The 16,557-nt window shown below is 38.2% G+C and carries 12 protein-coding genes; 7 read left to right on the top strand and 5 right to left on the bottom strand.

All coding sequences use genetic code 11. The features are described from left to right. Positions 1-206: 206 nt before the first annotated feature. Positions 207-1,835 carry an acyl-CoA carboxylase subunit beta gene (locus AC4IF5_RS20215; protein ID WP_490737729.1) on the bottom strand — a complete coding sequence of 543 codons (1,629 nt, stop codon included), beginning with the start codon at positions 1,833-1,835 and terminating at the stop codon, positions 207-209. Positions 1,836-2,373: 538 nt separating this feature from the next. Here AC4IF5_RS20215 and AC4IF5_RS20210 point away from each other — a divergent pair. Genes AC4IF5_RS20210 through AC4IF5_RS20200 form a run of 3 tightly spaced genes read left to right on the top strand, consistent with a single transcriptional unit; the run spans position 2,374 to position 5,108 of the window. Beyond that, complete coding sequence (locus AC4IF5_RS20210) at positions 2,374-3,252, top strand: DMT family transporter (RefSeq protein ID WP_490737727.1); 879 nt, start codon at positions 2,374-2,376, stop codon at positions 3,250-3,252. 16 nt (positions 3,253-3,268) lie between these two features. After that, a complete protein-coding gene (locus AC4IF5_RS20205; RefSeq protein ID WP_490737725.1) occupies positions 3,269-4,348 on the top strand; it encodes a putative type IX sorting system protein PorV2 in 1,080 nt (359 codons plus the stop codon). Positions 4,349-4,358: 10 nt separating this feature from the next. Then, positions 4,359-5,108, top strand: coding sequence for a hypothetical protein (locus tag AC4IF5_RS20200; protein WP_490737724.1), 750 nt, complete (start codon positions 4,359-4,361; stop codon positions 5,106-5,108). Positions 5,109-5,601: 493 nt separating this feature from the next. On the opposite strand, the gene uvrC is transcribed toward AC4IF5_RS20200, so the two are convergent. Both uvrC and AC4IF5_RS20190 read right to left on the bottom strand, forming a co-directional pair. Then, positions 5,602-7,398, bottom strand: a complete 1,797-nt coding sequence (gene uvrC / locus AC4IF5_RS20195; protein ID WP_490737722.1) for an excinuclease ABC subunit UvrC — start codon at positions 7,396-7,398, stop codon at positions 5,602-5,604. 86 nt (positions 7,399-7,484) lie between these two features. Further along, positions 7,485-8,246 (bottom strand): hypothetical protein, encoded by a 762-nt coding sequence (locus AC4IF5_RS20190; RefSeq protein WP_490737720.1) that lies wholly within the window; start codon positions 8,244-8,246, stop codon positions 7,485-7,487. A gap of 128 nt (positions 8,247-8,374) precedes the next feature. Here AC4IF5_RS20190 and hutH point away from each other — a divergent pair, with 128 nt between their 5' ends. The 3 genes from hutH to AC4IF5_RS20175 all read left to right on the top strand — a co-directional run bounded on the left by hutH (position 8,375) and on the right by AC4IF5_RS20175 (position 12,197). Next, on the top strand, positions 8,375-9,862 hold the full coding sequence (hutH, locus tag AC4IF5_RS20185) for a histidine ammonia-lyase (RefSeq protein ID WP_490737718.1): 1,488 nt from the start codon (positions 8,375-8,377) through the stop codon (positions 9,860-9,862). A gap of 93 nt (positions 9,863-9,955) precedes the next feature. Then, positions 9,956-10,402 (top strand): GNAT family N-acetyltransferase, encoded by a 447-nt coding sequence (locus tag AC4IF5_RS20180; RefSeq protein ID WP_490737716.1) that lies wholly within the window; start codon positions 9,956-9,958, stop codon positions 10,400-10,402. Between the two features lie 313 nt (positions 10,403-10,715). Next, the gene (locus AC4IF5_RS20175) at positions 10,716-12,197 is read left to right on the top strand and encodes a S8 family peptidase (RefSeq protein ID WP_490737714.1); all 1,482 of its coding nucleotides are present in this window, start codon (positions 10,716-10,718) and stop codon (positions 12,195-12,197) included. A 105-nt stretch (positions 12,198-12,302) separates the two neighbouring features. On the opposite strand, the gene ygiD is transcribed toward AC4IF5_RS20175, so the two are convergent. Both ygiD and AC4IF5_RS20165 read right to left on the bottom strand, forming a co-directional pair. After that, positions 12,303-13,130: a 4,5-DOPA-extradiol-dioxygenase gene (ygiD, locus tag AC4IF5_RS20170; RefSeq protein WP_490737712.1), complete on the bottom strand. Its 828-nt coding sequence runs from the start codon at positions 13,128-13,130 to the stop codon at positions 12,303-12,305. A gap of 77 nt (positions 13,131-13,207) precedes the next feature. After that, positions 13,208-13,720 carry a YceI family protein gene (locus tag AC4IF5_RS20165; protein ID WP_490737710.1) on the bottom strand — a complete coding sequence of 171 codons (513 nt, stop codon included), beginning with the start codon at positions 13,718-13,720 and terminating at the stop codon, positions 13,208-13,210. Between the two features lie 582 nt (positions 13,721-14,302). On the opposite strand from AC4IF5_RS20165, the gene AC4IF5_RS20160 reads away from it, so the two are divergent. Beyond that, positions 14,303-16,441, top strand: a complete 2,139-nt coding sequence (locus AC4IF5_RS20160; RefSeq protein ID WP_490737708.1) for a S9 family peptidase — start codon at positions 14,303-14,305, stop codon at positions 16,439-16,441. Positions 16,442-16,557: the final 116 nt, after the last annotated feature.

Below are 16,557 nucleotides of genomic sequence, written 5' to 3'. Positions count from 1 at the left end.
TAGGCCGCCGCCAGTTTTTATTTTATTTTTAAAAGTCTCATGTATAACAAATACATGAGACTTTTTTTTGCTGGATACCCAAACCACAAACTACAAATTCTTTTATACTATACAACTATCAGCTGAATTCATCAATGACCATTGATAATAAAAAAAACGCCTCAATTACCTATTGAGACGCTTTTTAATATCGTTTGTATGATTACTTATACCTGTATTACTCCTAAGTTAAATTTCTCTGTAATAGGGGCGTGATTGGCAGCTTCAATTCCCATAGAAATCCATTTTCTGGTATCAGCAGGATTGATGATAGCATCTGTCCATAATCTTGCGGCAGCATAGGTTGCCTCAGTTTGTTTCTGATATCTTTTGGAAATGGTATCCAGAATTTCATTGTGTTCTTCCTCAGAAATTTCTTTACCTTGTTTCTTTAAAGTAGATTCCTGAATCTGGGCTAATACCTTTGCAGCTTGTGCTCCTCCCATCACTGCCAGATCGGCCCACGGCCATGCAACAATAAGTCTTGGATCATAAGCTTTTCCACACATGGCGTAATTTCCCGCTCCATAAGAATTTCCTGTAATGATCGTGAATTTAGGAACTACAGAATTAGAAACAGCATTGACCATCTTTGCACCATCTTTAATGATTCCGCCATGTTCTGATTTTGAACCTACCATGAATCCGGTAACATCCTGCAAGAAAACCAAAGGAATCTTTCTTTGGTTACAGTTGGCGATGAATCGGGTTGCTTTATCTGCAGAATCGGAATAGATTACCCCTCCGAACTGCATTTCTCCTTTACCGCTCTTTACCAGTTTTCTCTGATTGGCCACTATTCCTACAGACCAGCCATCAACTCTTGCTGTTGCGCAAATAATACTTTTGCCATAGTCCGGTTTATATTCATCATATTCAGAGTTATCCACAATACATTTAATAATGTCATACGTATCGTATTGCTCAGCTCTGGAAACCGGCATAATTCCAAAAATGTGGTCAGGATTTTCTTTTGGCGGGAAACTTTCTATTCTGTCAAAGCCTGCTTTTTCCGTACTTCCGATAGATTTCATGATATTCTTTATCCTGTCTAAAGCATCTTTATCGTTTTTAGCCTTATAATCTGTAACGCCAGAAATGGAACAGTGTGTGGTAGCACCTCCCAGGGTTTCGTTATCAATACTTTCTCCGATAGCAGCTTTCACAAGATAGCTTCCTGCGAGGAAAATAGAGCCTGTTTTGTCCACGATCATCGCTTCATCACTCATGATAGGCAGATAAGCTCCTCCGGCTACACAGCTGCCCATAACAGCGGAAATCTGGATGATTCCCATTGAGCTCATCTTTGCATTATTTCTGAATATACGTCCGAAATGTTCTTTGTCAGGAAATATCTCATCCTGCATAGGAAGGTAAACACCGGCAGAGTCTACAAGATAGATGATCGGAAGCTTATTCTCCATGGCGATTTCCTGTGCTCTCAGGTTTTTCTTTCCGGTGATCGGAAACCAGGCACCAGCTTTTACGGAGGCATCATTGGCTACAACGATACATTGTCTTCCGGAAACATAACCGATCACAACAACTACACCTCCGCTAGGACATCCACCATGTTCCGCATACATTTCATAACCCGCGAATGCACCTACTTCTATGGAATCTGAATTTTTATCGAGAAGGTAATCTATTCTTTCCCTTGCCGTCATTTTTCCCTCTTCACGAAGCTTCTGAAGTCTCTTCTCACCACCTCCTTTCTTAATTTCTGCGAGCAGGCGATTTATCGCTGATAATTTTAATCTGTTCTGATCTTCTCGTTTGTTGAATTCGATGTCCATAAAATTTCAATTTTTTACGCTTAAAGATACTATTTTTATGAGGAATATGGATTAGATGTAAAACAAGTGTTTAATAGTTTGGTTTTTAGGAAATTGTGAAATTTTTAACAAAAAAATATTTTTAAATAATTTATATTTTTTCTAACTTTACATCAGAGTAACAGAGGTGATATTCTCTGCTAAATACTCTAAGTTCCTAGTTTATTTTTTTAATAGTTTATTATTTGAAGGCCCTGAAAGTTTAACAAATTTTCAGGGTTTTTTTATAGGGAATATGCCCACTTAGAATCATGAGTAATATTTTCTGTACTCTACTATATTAAGGTCAGTGGTTGAATTTTTGTTCTTCCGATATCTTTTAAAAGGAGTAAAACCCAATTCTCAAAACATGATAACGTAAACCATGTATTAACTAAAGAAAAATCCGTAAAAACCTTATTTGTAAATTTTTTTATTAAAGTAAATTTAGATTTTTTATAAGATTTGTAAAAGCCTATTTGTAAATTTGCACGTTAAAAAAAATTGAAGAAGGTAGGTTATGCAAAAATTGGCGCTTTTCAGGCTGCATCTGATTGTATTTTTATGGGGATTTACGGCTATCCTGGGAAAGCTGATTCATGCGAATGCTCAGATCCTGGTATTCTACAGGATGCTGTTTGCTGCTGTTTTTCTTTTTGTATTTATTAGAGTATTTAAAAAAGAAAGCATAAAGGTCTCGAAAAAAATATTTTTCCAGCTGGCAGGAATAGGTGTTGCAATGGCACTTCACTGGTATTGTTTTTTTTATTCCATTAAAGTTTCGAATGTTTCAATAGCTCTGAGCTGTCTTTCATTATCTACGCTTTTTGCTTCGATTCTGGAACCTGTTATTTTTAAAAGAAAGATTGATGTTTCCGAGGTGGTGATGGGAGCGGTCATTGTAGCCTGTATTTTATTGATCTTTAAAACGGAATTCCATTTTAAAGAAGGAATTATCTATGGAATATTGTGTGCTGTTTTCGGGACTATTTTTTCGGTATTTAACGGTAAAATGTTTGGTAAGACAAGTTCCGGGAACATTATATTTTATGAAATTTTCTGTGGTTGGTTTGTTTTAATGATATTTTATCTGCTTTCAGGGCAAATTTTTCAGATGAATGAAATAAACTACAGGGATCTGGCGTTAATATGCTTGTTAGCCAGTGTTTTTACCGCTTTTCCGATGTTGGAATCGGTGAAATTAATGAAGTATATTTCACCTTTTACTTTAATTTTAACAGTTAATTTGGAACCTGTCTACGGAATTATACTAGCTTTTTTTATCTTTGGGGAATCAGAACATATGAGCCCTGTATTTTATATTGCTTCAGCTGTTATGATACTGGCAATCATTGCAAATGGATTAATTAAAGCCAGAAAAACTAAGAACTTTAACTAAGCATCAAATTTATATGATGAAAAAATATCTTTTACTTGCATTTTCACTGCTGTTTGGGTGGTCTCAATCTCAGATTATCAGGAAATATTCCAATGAATTTTTAAATATCGGAGCTGGGGCAAGAGGACTGGCAATGGGAGGAGCTGTGATCTCCAATCAGGATGATGTTTATGCTCCTATGTGGAACCCGGCGGGCTTGATGGCCATTGAAAGAGATTGGCAGGGAGCTGCGATGCATGCTGAATACTTTGAGTCGATTGCAAAATATGATTATTTAGCATATGCCAAAGTATTGGAAGAAGGTGTTTTCGGAGTTTCTGTGGTGAGACTTGGGGTAGATAATATTTTGAATACAACCCAGATGATTGATTCTGAAGGGAATATTGATTACGATAAAATTACGAAGTTCTCACAGTCTGATTATGCGGCTATCCTCTCTTATGCGTTCAGACCAGGGGGGAACCCAAACCTGGATGTAGGGGTGAATGCGAAAATTGTCTATAGAAATGTAGGTAAGTTCGCCAACGGCTTTGGTTTCGGTTTTGATGTCGGAGCTATCTATAAAGCAGATAACGGATGGAAATTCGGGGGAATGGTTCGTGATATCACAACGACGGTCAACTTTTGGAGTGTGAATCAAAAGGAATTATCAGCTGTTGTCAATGGTGAAGAATTCAACCCGGCGCCTAAAGATAAGATGGAGCTTACGATGCCAAAGCTGAATGTAGGAGCAAGTAAGGTATTCGAGATCAATAGCAGCGTATATGTATTACCGGAGGCCGGATTAAATGTTGATTTTGCGAAAACAGCCTCTTTGATTTCAACAGACTTTGCAAGTATCAGTCCTTACGCTGGTGCTGAATTAGGCTACCAGAAAATGATTTTTGTGAGATTGGGGATCAACAGATTTCAATCGATTACAGATATAGAAGACCTTAAAAGGAAAGTTTCTTTCCAGCCTAGTGCAGGGATTGGGATAAGATATAGAGGGCTTACACTGGATTATGCGATTACAAATTCAGGAATAGGCGGATCTAATTTCTATTCTAACTTCTTCTCACTTAAGCTGGATATGGGAGCATTCAGAAATGATTAAATCGGACAAAATGAAAAAGATTTCAATGTTTGTGTTGGCAATTTGCTCAACAGCAGTTTTTGCGCAAAAAGTTTCAGATTATAAATATGTGATGATTCCTGAAAAGTTTCAGACCTTTAAAAACAGCAGCTTTGGATTGGAGGCTTATCTGGCAAAAGCTTTACAGGGTAAGAAATATGAAGTTTTACCGGAGTCCATAGACAAATGGCCCTCTGAGGCGAGAAATAATTCCTGCAATGTTATTAATGCAGAGGTTCTGAATGATAAAAGCTTATTTACCAATAAAGTGATCTTGCAGTTCAAGGATTGCAACAAAAAGGTTATTCTAGAATCCAAAGGACGTTCAGATATTAAAGAATTTGAAGAAGGATTTCCCGATGCTTTGAAACAGGCTCTGACACAGGTAGCATTCTCAAATCCTGTTGACATGCTTCCGGCTCAAACATCAGATGCTGTTCAAACCGTTCAGAATACCGTTTCTGAGCCGGTAACTTCTTCCGTTACTCCCACAGCCAATATTTATTCCAATGGCAAATCAGATCTTCAGAAAATACAGGTTGATGCCGGTCAGTTTATTTTAGCCAAATCCGGAAGTTCTGTTCCCTTTGCAGTCTTTAAAACAACATCAAAAAAAGAGGTTTTCATCGTAAAGCTTGCTGATGGAAATACAACTATTGGATATTTCGAAAATGGAAATATTGTGATCGATATGCCGCAGGCAGACGGAAGATATTCCAAGGAAATTTTTAAAGGGAAATAAGTTTCTGAATATAACAGAAGAATATATTATCCTTAATTCATATCCCTATCTGAGTTAAGGATTTTTTATATAAAATAGTGTACATATAAAAGGCCCTTAAAAAGAGCCTTTTACGTCATATATGCTGATGTGTTTTTTCAAGTTTCTATGGGTAAGAAACTATTAATTAACAACAACTAACCTTTGAAATTCAACTATTCTTCCGCTTTTGAAAAGCCATTAAAAATAATGTAAATCATCTATTATGGTAAATAAAGGTATGCCAGAGCTTGCAGAATAGAAATATTTTTCATGGTATTATTGCTTTTAGTTAATAACACTAATTTACGAAAAAAATACAAATAATAGTATTATACAGTAAAATATTTATAAAAAAATACAATTTGTTATTATATTGAATGTGTTTTTACCTTTTTATCTCTTTCTTATGAAATAAATACCCAATTTGAAATGCCGGAAAAGCGTTATTTTATTGATGAAAAGTTAAGAGGATTTATCCATTGGTATTGAAAAATTCCCAAATCACTTTTGCTTTGCTTTTGCCTAAAATCTCCTCCAGGGTTTCCAGATTGGATTCCTTGATTCGTTTAACGGATTTTAGTCTGGAAAGCAGTAATTCAATGGTTTTTTCACCCACTCCTGGAATTTCTTCCAATTCCGATTTTATAGTAGAATTCTTCCTTCTGGTTCTGTGATGTTTTACCCCAAACCGGTGAGCTTCATCACGTACCCTTTGTAAGATCTTTAATGTTTCGGATTTCTTATCCAGATACAAAGGAATTGGATCCTCAGGGAAGAAGATCTCTTCAAGTCTTTTGGCGATTCCTACGATCGTAATTTTCCCATAAAGACCTAGTAATTTCAGGCTCTTTACCGCGGATGATAATTGCCCTTTTCCCCCATCAATAAGGATCAGCTGGGGAAGGCTTTCTCCTTCGTCCAGCATTCTTTTGTAGCGACGGTAGATGACTTCTTCCATGGTTGCAAAATCATTAGGCCCTTCGACTGTTTTAGGATGAAAGATTCTATAGTCTGCTTTGCTGGGTTTGCCATCTTTAAAAACAACACATGCGGAAACAGGATGAGTCCCCTGGATATTCGAATTATCAAAACCTTCAATATGTCTCGGCTCTACAGGCATTCTGAGCAGTTTCTGCATTTCAGCCATGATCCGGGTAGTATGTCTTTCGGGATCTATAATCTGGACCTGTTTCAGCTTTTCCAGACGATACTCTTTCGCATTTTTCTCAGAAAGTTCTACAATTCTTTTCTTATCACCCACTTTGGGAACAATCAGCTTTACATTAGGAATTTCCACAGACAGATGGAAAGGAAGCAGCACCTCTTTTGAATCGGAACTGAACTTCTGGCGGATCTCTATCAGAGCTTCCTCCATAATATCCTCATCTGTTTCTTCGAGGATCTTTTTGATCTCTGTAGTAAAGCTCTGGATGATATTACCATTTCTTATCTTAAAGAAATTGACATAGGCAGCCGTTTCATCACTGGTCATTCCAAACACGTCCACGTCATCAATATTAGGATTCACGATCGTATTCTTTGCCTGATAATCTTCCAGGATATCCAGTCTTTCCTTAATGATCTGAGCTTCTTCGAACTGAAGATTGGAAGCCAGCTTCATCATCTGATTTACCAGATATTCTTTGGCTTTCCGGAAATCTCCCTTGATGATCCCTCGGATGGCATCTATCTTTTCATCATATTCCTCTTTACTTTCAAGATCTTCACAGGGACCCTCACAATTTTTGATATGGTATTCCAGGCAGACTTTATATTTCCCTTCCGCTATTTTTGCCGGAGCAAGATTAAGGTTGCAGGTTCTGAGCTTATAAATATGTTTAATGGTATCCAATAAAATTTTAGCGGGGCGTACTTTTGCATAAGGTCCGTAATATTCCGAGCCGTCCTTGATCACATTTCTGGTCAGGAAGATTCTTGGAAAATCTTCGTTTTTAATGCAGATCCATGGGTAGGTCTTGTCATCTTTCAGCATGACATTATAAAACGGCTGATGTTCTTTGATGAGATTGTTTTCCAGCAATAGAGCATCATATTCGCTGTTTACAATGGTAGTTTCCAGGCGCTGGATTTTACTTACCATTATTTTGATCCTGTATCCGGAGAGGTTTTTATTGAAGTAGGAGAGAACCCTCTTTTTTAGATTTTTAGCCTTTCCCACATACAGCAATTGATCATTCTTATCATAATAACGATAAACGCCGGGTTCGGATGGTAAAGTTTTGAGCTGTAATTCTAAAGAAGGATTCATAGAACAAAATTAAGGAAACTTTCCATATTTAAAAAAAGAAAAACCTGCAGAGATGTGCAGGCTTATTATAATATTGTAGAATTATATTATCCGTTCGTCATAGCAGTGTATTCATTCACAAGGAAGCTGAAATAATCCCATTCTACAGAATTTTTAGGATATTTTTTCAGGAATTCAGGATTGTCTCCGAAAAGAAAGTCATAATTGTCTTCGAAGTCATCTTTATGAAGCCACATTACTTTGTCTCCTTTCTTTATATAATAAGATTTGATAACGCCACCACCAAGCTGGGGAGAACCCATAACGGAAAATCCTGCTGTTTCTTTAGCTCTCGGATCATGATATACGGCAATAATATCATCAAATCCAGGGTTGATGACCTGCATCAGGAATTCCTTGTCGTCCTTCTTATTTTTTAAAGAAACCGTCTGATTGACAAAATAAATTCTGTCGTTATTGGTATTCTTTGTCAGCTTTTTGGTTCCGAAGTTTCTGATATTTCCCATGTACCTGGCAACCTTTGCAATTTTTTCAGCATTGTTCGGGTATACGTACATTTCACTGATCTGGTCGGCAATGAAGTTGGTATTCTTTTTCGTTATGCTGTCTTTAATGGAAACCTCATAAATCTGCCCTTTTTTTGTTTCAATTTTGTTGCAGAATCCTTTGTAGGTTGTTCCGTCTTTTAAGATAATGGTTGATGTTTTCCTGGGAGATGGAGTATTAAAGCCTTCATTGAAGAGGTAATTCTCCATTTTTTTGATATCTTCCTTTGAGTATTTTACTTTCTGTGCGAAAGCTGTTGTTCCTGCAACGCATAAAGCAAGCAGTAAAGATTTAAGTCTCATGTATTATAGTTTTTAATTTTCGGGCTAAAATAGTAAATTAAATCATTTGCTTTTATAAAAATATAGAAGGATCAAATTTAGTTTCTCCAATTATGGTTAAATGCTTAATTTTAAGAAAATTTTTAGAAATGATATACGGAGTAGATGTTTTTACTTTCCACGATGTCCTGGAAATCTGTAAAAAACCTAATAAAGCTAAGCTGAACAAGGCAGCTAAAGGACAGATCTTAAAATCTCAGCAAAACGTACAGAAAATAGTAGAATCCGACAGATGTGTATATGGGATCAATACCGGCTTCGGACCATTGTGTGATACTAAAATATCAGCTGATGAAACGGCGCAGCTACAATATAATCTGATTATTTCCCATGCGGTAGGTGTAGGGAAACCTATTGACAAAGAACTTTCCAAGATCATGATGATTGCCAAGGTTCATGCTTTATCAAAAGGATTCTCCGGTGTTTCTCTGGAAGTGATCGAGAGGATGATCCTGATGCTGGAGAAAGATATTATTCCCGTAGTGCCTGAGCAGGGATCTGTAGGAGCTTCCGGTGACCTTGCTCCTTTGGCACATCTTGTATTGCCTTTGCTTGGCTTAGGACAGGTTTGGGAAGATGATAAAGTTTCCGATACAATGGAGGTGCTGGAGAAGCACGATCTTGAGCCATTGGCCTTAGGACCGAAAGAAGGGCTTGGACTGATTAATGGCACACAGTTTATCCTGGCACATGCGATCAAAGGATTGGAAAAATTTGAATACCTGCTGGATCTTGCTGATATGACCGCTGCGATGAGTATTGAAGCTTACAGAGGTTCTGAAAGTCCGTTCAAAAAGGAGCTTCATGACATCAGACCTTTTGAAGGAAGCAAAAAGGTAGCGGCAAGGATGCTTAAGTTCTTAAAAGGATCAGAAAATATGAAAGCTCATGAAGACTGTGAGAGAGTTCAGGATCCTTACTCCATGAGATGTGTGCCACAGGTTCACGGAGCCAGCAGAAATGCTTTTGAGCACCTTAGAAGGATGGCCGAAACGGAACTGAATTCCGTGACCGATAACCCGATTGTATTGAGTGCCGAAGAATCTATTTCAGGAGGTAACTTCCACGGGCAGCTGATGGCTTTACCTTTGGATTATGCTACATTGGCGGCCGCGGAATTAGGTAACATTTCTGACAGGAGAAGTTATTTGTTGTTGGAAGGAAAATACGGACTCCCAAGATTGCTGACGGAAAGCTCAGGATTAAATTCAGGATTTATGATCCCGCAATATACTTCAGCGGCTTTGGTGACAGAAAATAAAACACTGTGTTTCCCGGCATCTGCAGACTCTATTCCTACCAGTTTAGGTCAGGAAGACCACGTTTCTATGGGAAGTATCTCAGGAAGAAAATTCAATCAGGTTCTTGGAAACCTTGTGAATATCTTATCTGTTGAGCTCATGTTTGCTGCACAAGGTCTGGAATTCAGAAGACCTTCTAAATGTTCCAAAATAATTGAAGAAAACTTTGCGATCCTTCGTTCTAAAGTTGCGAAGCTGGAAGACGACAGGCTGATCGGTAAAGATATGTTGGCGATTGCAGAACTGATCAACGAAAGAAAGTTTATTGTAAACTAATCTGTAATATAAATGAAAGCTTCCGAAAGGAAGCTTTTTATTTTCCGCCAATCTTTTCTTTTAAATCCTTTAATTTTTAACTCTTAAATAAATATGACCGTACGCAGAACAGATTCCGGTAATGCGGACTTCCAAAGCCTGGTAAAGCTCCTTGATGAAACACTTGCTGAGCATAATGGAGAGGAGCATGACTTCTTTCATCAATTTAATAAGATCGATACTATTAAAAACTGTATTGTAGCATATGTTGACCATATTCCGGCGGCATGTGGCGCATTCAAACCCTTTTCAGAAGATACTGTAGAAATCAAGAGAATGTTTACGGACCCAAAATTCAGGAAGAAAGGATTGGGTTCAGCCGTTGTAAGAGAACTTGAAATATGGGCGAAGGAATTAGGATTTAAAAAAGCGGTATTGGAAACTTCTCAGGAATTACACAATGCTGTTTCCGTTTATGAAAAAAGCGGATTTTATAAGATCCCTAATTATGGACAATACATCGGAGTCGACAGCAGTGTTTGTTACGAAAAAGCTTTATAAGCCGGAATCTGATAAGAAGTCCGGTTTTTTACATTTAAAATTTTACAGATCAAAATTTGGAGTGCCTAAAGCCGTAACCGGATATTTACCTCTTATTTTTTCATATTTTTTAGCCACCAATGCACTAATAAATAAAAATTTGTGTATTGGTGGCCAATAAACTGTTACTCTGGACAATCAAAAATCAGTAGAATAGCCATACCAATCGGCGCTTACATCAAATTAATATTTATGTAATGCTAAATTCATTTTTTTAAGGTTTGTAATTCCCGGTAAAGTGTTATATTGTGATGCCAATCAAAAATTGTAACATATGAAAAAAACTGTATTCCTCTTAGCAATATTTTTTGCTTTAAACTCGTGTACCAGAGAAGAACTTCAAAATGAAAATTCAAAAATGGAAATGGTTCAGAAAGATCCGCTGACCGAGAAGCAGATCAATGAAAGGATCAATCAGGCTATCAAAACGGAAGGCACTTTCAACTGGAAAAACGAATCTGATCATTTTTTGTGGAGCGCTGTTTTCCGTGGAAACAGAATGGTGTCCATTGGCTTTGGTTCCTCCAAGGATGATTTTGACAGAAGTAAATCTCCGGATAATAAGGAAATGGAGAATGAAATTTTAGCTGTCATTAAAAAATATGAAGGAACAGATCCGGAAAGATTTCTTCTTATTTCAGACAAGTATCTGAACCAGATGGATGTCATTATTGATAAAGAAGAAACCATTACTGCCCTTCGGCAGATGAAAACGATCCGGTATGTAGAGCCGGCAGATTATCACTATTTTGAAAATGAAAGCAAATATAACACCGCTGCAAGATCTTCCGGCAGTGGTTCTTCAGGATGTGGATTTTCACCAGCGACATTAAGCACCGCAGACTATACCTCTACCACCCCGGGAGCAAAAATTCCATGGGCTTTTACCAAGCATAATATTCCTGATGCATGGAGTTACAGCACAGGAGCAGGTGTTACCATTGGCCTGATCGATACAGGAGTTTCTCCGGAACAGACTTTACTGGGAGGAAGCTTTAATAACGGATCTTCTTCAGGAAGAACCATCAGTAAACTGGGAGTTTATAACTCAGACGGCTCAGGAGATCAGTGTGGTCATGGAACCAAAATGGCTTCCGTAATGGCCGCTCCCCGAAATAATGCCGGATTACCTGTAGGAGTGGCTTATAATGCCAATCTGATAGCATACAGAGCTGCGGCTAATGTTGTACTGGAAACTTCCAGTGAGCAGACTGCGGTGAAAACTGCTTTTACAGAGCTGGGTAACAATACGAATGTGAAAATCATTTCTATGTCAATGGGTCATATTTTTTCAGTAGGAAAAATTGAAGACGGAGTAAAATACGCTTATTCTAAAGGAAAGCTCATTTTCTGTGCCGGCGGAACATCTACCAGCTTTACCAATTTTGTAGGAGTGATCTTCCCTGCATCAATGTCAGAAACACAGGCGATCACAGGAGTAAAAGAAGGAACATCCAATCAGAAATGTGATGTCTGCCATTCCGGAAGCCAGATCGACTTTACTTTCCAGATGGAAAGAGCCTCAGGAAATACGGTTCCGGTTCTGAGCTACTATAACGGACAGGCTGATTATGTTGGTGGTTCTTCAGTAGCGACAGCAGCTACGGCAGGAATTGCGGCTCTGGTTTGGGCTAAAAATCCATCATGGACAAGAGACCAGGTGCTCAATAAAATGAGACAGTCCGCAACCTATTATCCAACCGTTAATTCAAGCTATGGCTATGGAAACATCAATGTTTTAAAAGCTGTACAATAGAACGATTCCATTATAAAAGAAAAAGGAAATATCTCAGCTGAGGTATTTCCTTTTTTATTTCCGATATTTTTTATGCTTATTGGAAGACTGTAATCAAAAGTACGCTCAGCCAATCCTTACACTCGTCATGCTCAGCGAACCGCCAATAAGTTCATCATTAAAGAGAGACAGTTCTTCAGACTGATCTTTCAGTCCTAATGTGTAGAGGAGGGGAAGATAATGATCAGGAGTAGGCACAGCATACTGAAGGAAAGTTCCCTGCTTCTGATAACTGATAATATTCTGAAAATTTCCATCCAGAAGCCAGTTATTGGTTTTTTCACGGGCTTCCACTGCCCAGTCCCATCCGGCACCTACCGTATTGATGTTTTTCCAGTCGATCAGACGGAGGTTGTGGACGATATTTCCGCTTCCGATGATCAGAATTCCCTTTTCACGAAGCTTATTCAGCCTTTTGGCAAGGTCATAATGATACTGAGGAGGTTTCGTATAATCAATGCTCAGCTGGATTACAGGAATATCTGCATCAGGATACATATGCTTGATCACAGACCAGGCTCCATGGTCCAATCCCCAGCTATGGTCCTCTTCTACGTCAGCCGGTAGCAGAAGTTCAGCTGTTTCTTTGGCCAGTTCCGGGCTTCCCGGAGCAGGATATTGCACATCAAAAAGTTCTTGGGGGAAACCATAAAAGTCATGGATTGTTTTAGGCATTTCCATTGCTGTTACAAAAGTCCCCTGTGTATACCAATGGGCGGAGATACAAAGGATCGCATTAGGCTTAGGAATTTCTGTCGCGGCTTTCCGGAAGCCCTGCACAAATTGATTTTCTTCAATGGCATTCATAGGAGACCCATGTCCAAGAAATAAGACGGGCATTCTTTGAGTGCTTTTGAAGCTTTCACTTATATTTTGAAGATCATTAAGATTCATAATGAGGATTAATAAAAAAAATAAAAGGTTCAAGGCTTTAAAAAAATCCCTGAACCCTTTACAAAGTATGTTACAAATTATGCTTGTTTTACAAACTGCAATTCTCCAGCGATTTTCACATCGTCGCTTACCATTACACCTCCTGCTTCAAGCGCTGCGTTCCAGTTCAGTCCAAAGTCTTTTCTGCTGATTTTTCCTTCAAAAGAAAATCCGGCTTTTGTATTTCCCCATGGATCTACATTGATTCCGCCGAATTCTACATCCAGCGTTACAGGCTTTGTGATTCCGTTGATGGTAAGATTTCCAACTACCTGATCGTTCAGTTTCTGAGACTCAAAAGTGATTGTTGGATAGGCCTCAGCATTAAAGAACTCTGCAGATTTTAAGTGATTATCTCTGTCTGTATTATTAGTGAAAACAGAATCGGTCTGGATGGTAGCTGTTGTTTTGGCATTAGCAAAAGTATCGTCGTCAGCTTCAATTTCAGCAGTGAAGTTTCTGAAGCTTCCTTTTACATTAGAGATCATCATGTGTTTTACTTTGAAAGTAATTTCACTATGTGTTGGGTCTAGGTTCCATTGTGTTGCCATTGTATTTTGTATTTTTTGTTTGTTATTAATGATGCAAATTTAGACTGTAGCACCTATACAAGTCATTGATATAGGATAAGAAATGCATATCAGGCCTTAATAATGAATTTTGGCCCTGAGTTGTGAATCCTTTTATCACTATAATTTCAATATCCAGCTTTCACTTTATCTTTTTTAGGAGCTTTTTCCCGCTATCCACTCATACTCCTCGCGCCAATGCTCAAACCCTCCAATCTATGCTGCGGGGTAACCGTTACTATCGGGGCTAGGATCTTCTTCTTCATTATAACATTTCTCATGTGGGGAACAAAGTGACAAAGAAATCTCTTTTAAGCCATATTCAAAAAACACTATAATATTCAAAAGGAGAATAGCCATCATCAATTTTATTGCAGATAAAATCTTTGCTCTCAGAACACGCTCTATAAATTAATTTTGCACCAATAGCCTTTATTAAATTCTACTATTAAGTTAAGAAATTATTTTTACCGATTCATTAATTCCATTTTATGAATGTTTTAATTTAACATTTATTAACGGATGGCTTTTATTTCTTATTTTTGACGGATTCAATTTTATACAATGAAATTATATAGATTTTCTTTATTGATGTTGGTTCTGGGAGGTTCATCTTTAGCCCAGACCCAGAAATTTACAATGGCGGAGGCTGTCAATGGAATGAGAACAAACCTTGCGGTGAAAAATATCTCACAGTTTTCATGGGCTGCTGATGGAAAAGGATATATTCAGGCTGTAAAAGGCGGATATCTGATCACCGATCTTAAAACCAATAAACAGGATACACTGGTATCTCTGTCTCAATTGAACAAACAGATTGCTACAGATAAGCTAAAGGCTGTTCCACAGATTAAATTTACCAGTACATCCCAGGGGTATTTCAATACAGAAGGGAAAATGTCCTGGATCGAAAGATCAGGAAACAATTGGAAAGTAAAAAGCACAGCTACCGTAGATCAGGATGCTGCCAATGTAAAGATGTTTGGTGACGGAGAGACCTTTGCCTTTACCGTAAAGAATAATCTGTTGGTATATAAGAACGGCAAAACCATTGCAGTAACCCATGAAGCTAATGAGAATATCATCAGCGGACAGGCTGTTCACAGAAACGAATTCGGAATTGATACCGGAATTTTCCCTGCTCCCAACTCAGAAAGTGTAGCTTTCTACAGAATGGATCAGAGCATGGTGGCAGATTACCCGATCATCGACTGGTCAGTAACCCCTGCCGTTAATCACAATATCAAATACCCGATGGCTGGTCAGACCTCTCATCAGGTGACACTAGGCGTTTTCAACATTAAAACCCAATCAACCACTTTCCTGAAGGTTGAAGGAGAAAAGGACCAGTATCTCACAGCGGTTACATGGAGCCCGGATTCAAAATATATTTTTGTGGCGGTTCTGAACAGAGGACAGAACCATATGAAGATGAATCAGTATGATGCCATTACCGGAACACTGGTCAAAACTTTATTTGAGGAAACAGACAGCAAATATGTGGAGCCACAGCATCCGCTTATCTTCTTCCCGAATTCCAATACAGATTTTATCTGGCAGAGCCAGAGAACAGGGTACAATCACCTGTTCCACTACAACCTGGAAAAAGGATTGGTCGCACAGATCACGAAAGGAGACTGGCTGGTAACCGATATCCTGGGATTCAACGAAAAGAAAAAAGAAATTTATTTTACCTCTACAAAAGAAACCCCTTTAGAAAGACATTTGTATAAGATCAACTGGACGAATTTCAAAATGCAAAGGCTTGACAATGCGGAAGGAATGCATACCGGAGTTCTGAGCAGTGACGGAAATTATATTTATGATACCTACAGCAATGCAAACTCACCAAGAGTTGCCAATCTCATCAATACAGCTAATCTGAAGTCTACCAATATTCTTACTGCTGAAAATACATTAAAAAATTATCACAGACCTGAAATCAAAAATGTAGAATTAAAAGCGGACGACGGGACCCCTTTGTACGGGAAAATTATCCTTCCTACAAACTTTGACCCCAACAAAAAATATCCTACCATCGTTTATTTGTATAACGGACCTCACCTTCAGCTGATCACCAATACGTTCCCGGCTTCCGGAAACCTTTGGTACGAATATATGGCCCAAAACGGATATATCATCTTCACCATGGATGGAAGAGGTTCTGCCAACCGTGGAATGAAATTCGAGCAGGCTGTTTTCAGAAATCTGGGAACAACAGAAATGGATGACCAGATGAAAGGTGTAGACTATTTAAAATCTCTTCCTTATGTAGACGCTGAAAGAATGGGAATTCATGGGTGGAGCTTTGGAGGTTTTATGACGACAAGCTTTATGCTTCGTAAGCCGGATGTCTTTAAAGTAGGAGTAGCAGGAGGACCTGTGATCGACTGGAGCATGTATGAGATTATGTATGGAGAAAGATATATGGATACGCCGCAGGAAAACCCTCATGGGTACGCTACAGCTAATCTTTTAGATAAAGTTCAGAATCTTAAAGGTAAGCTATTGATGATTCACGGAGCTCAGGATGATGTAGTGGTATGGCAGCATTCCATAAAGTTCATCAAGTCAGCTGTTGATAATGGTGTCCAGTTAGACTATTTCACTTATCCGGGCCATCCGCATAACGTGATCGGAAAAGACAGGGTTCACCTGATGCAGAAAATCACAGATTATTTTGATCTGTATCTGAAAAAATAATGGTAAAAAGGTTATCTCATTTGCGAGATACCCTTTTTTATTTTTGCCACGAATGCCTTTAGATTTGCAAAAGGATTTAGTATTAAATTAGATAATAATTAAATTCTGAAGAACCA

It is taken from the genome of Chryseobacterium sp. UF-290, from assembly GCF_058245615.1.
Note: the sequence above shows the minus strand (reverse complement) of the source record. Positions and strands in the feature narration are given on the sequence as shown.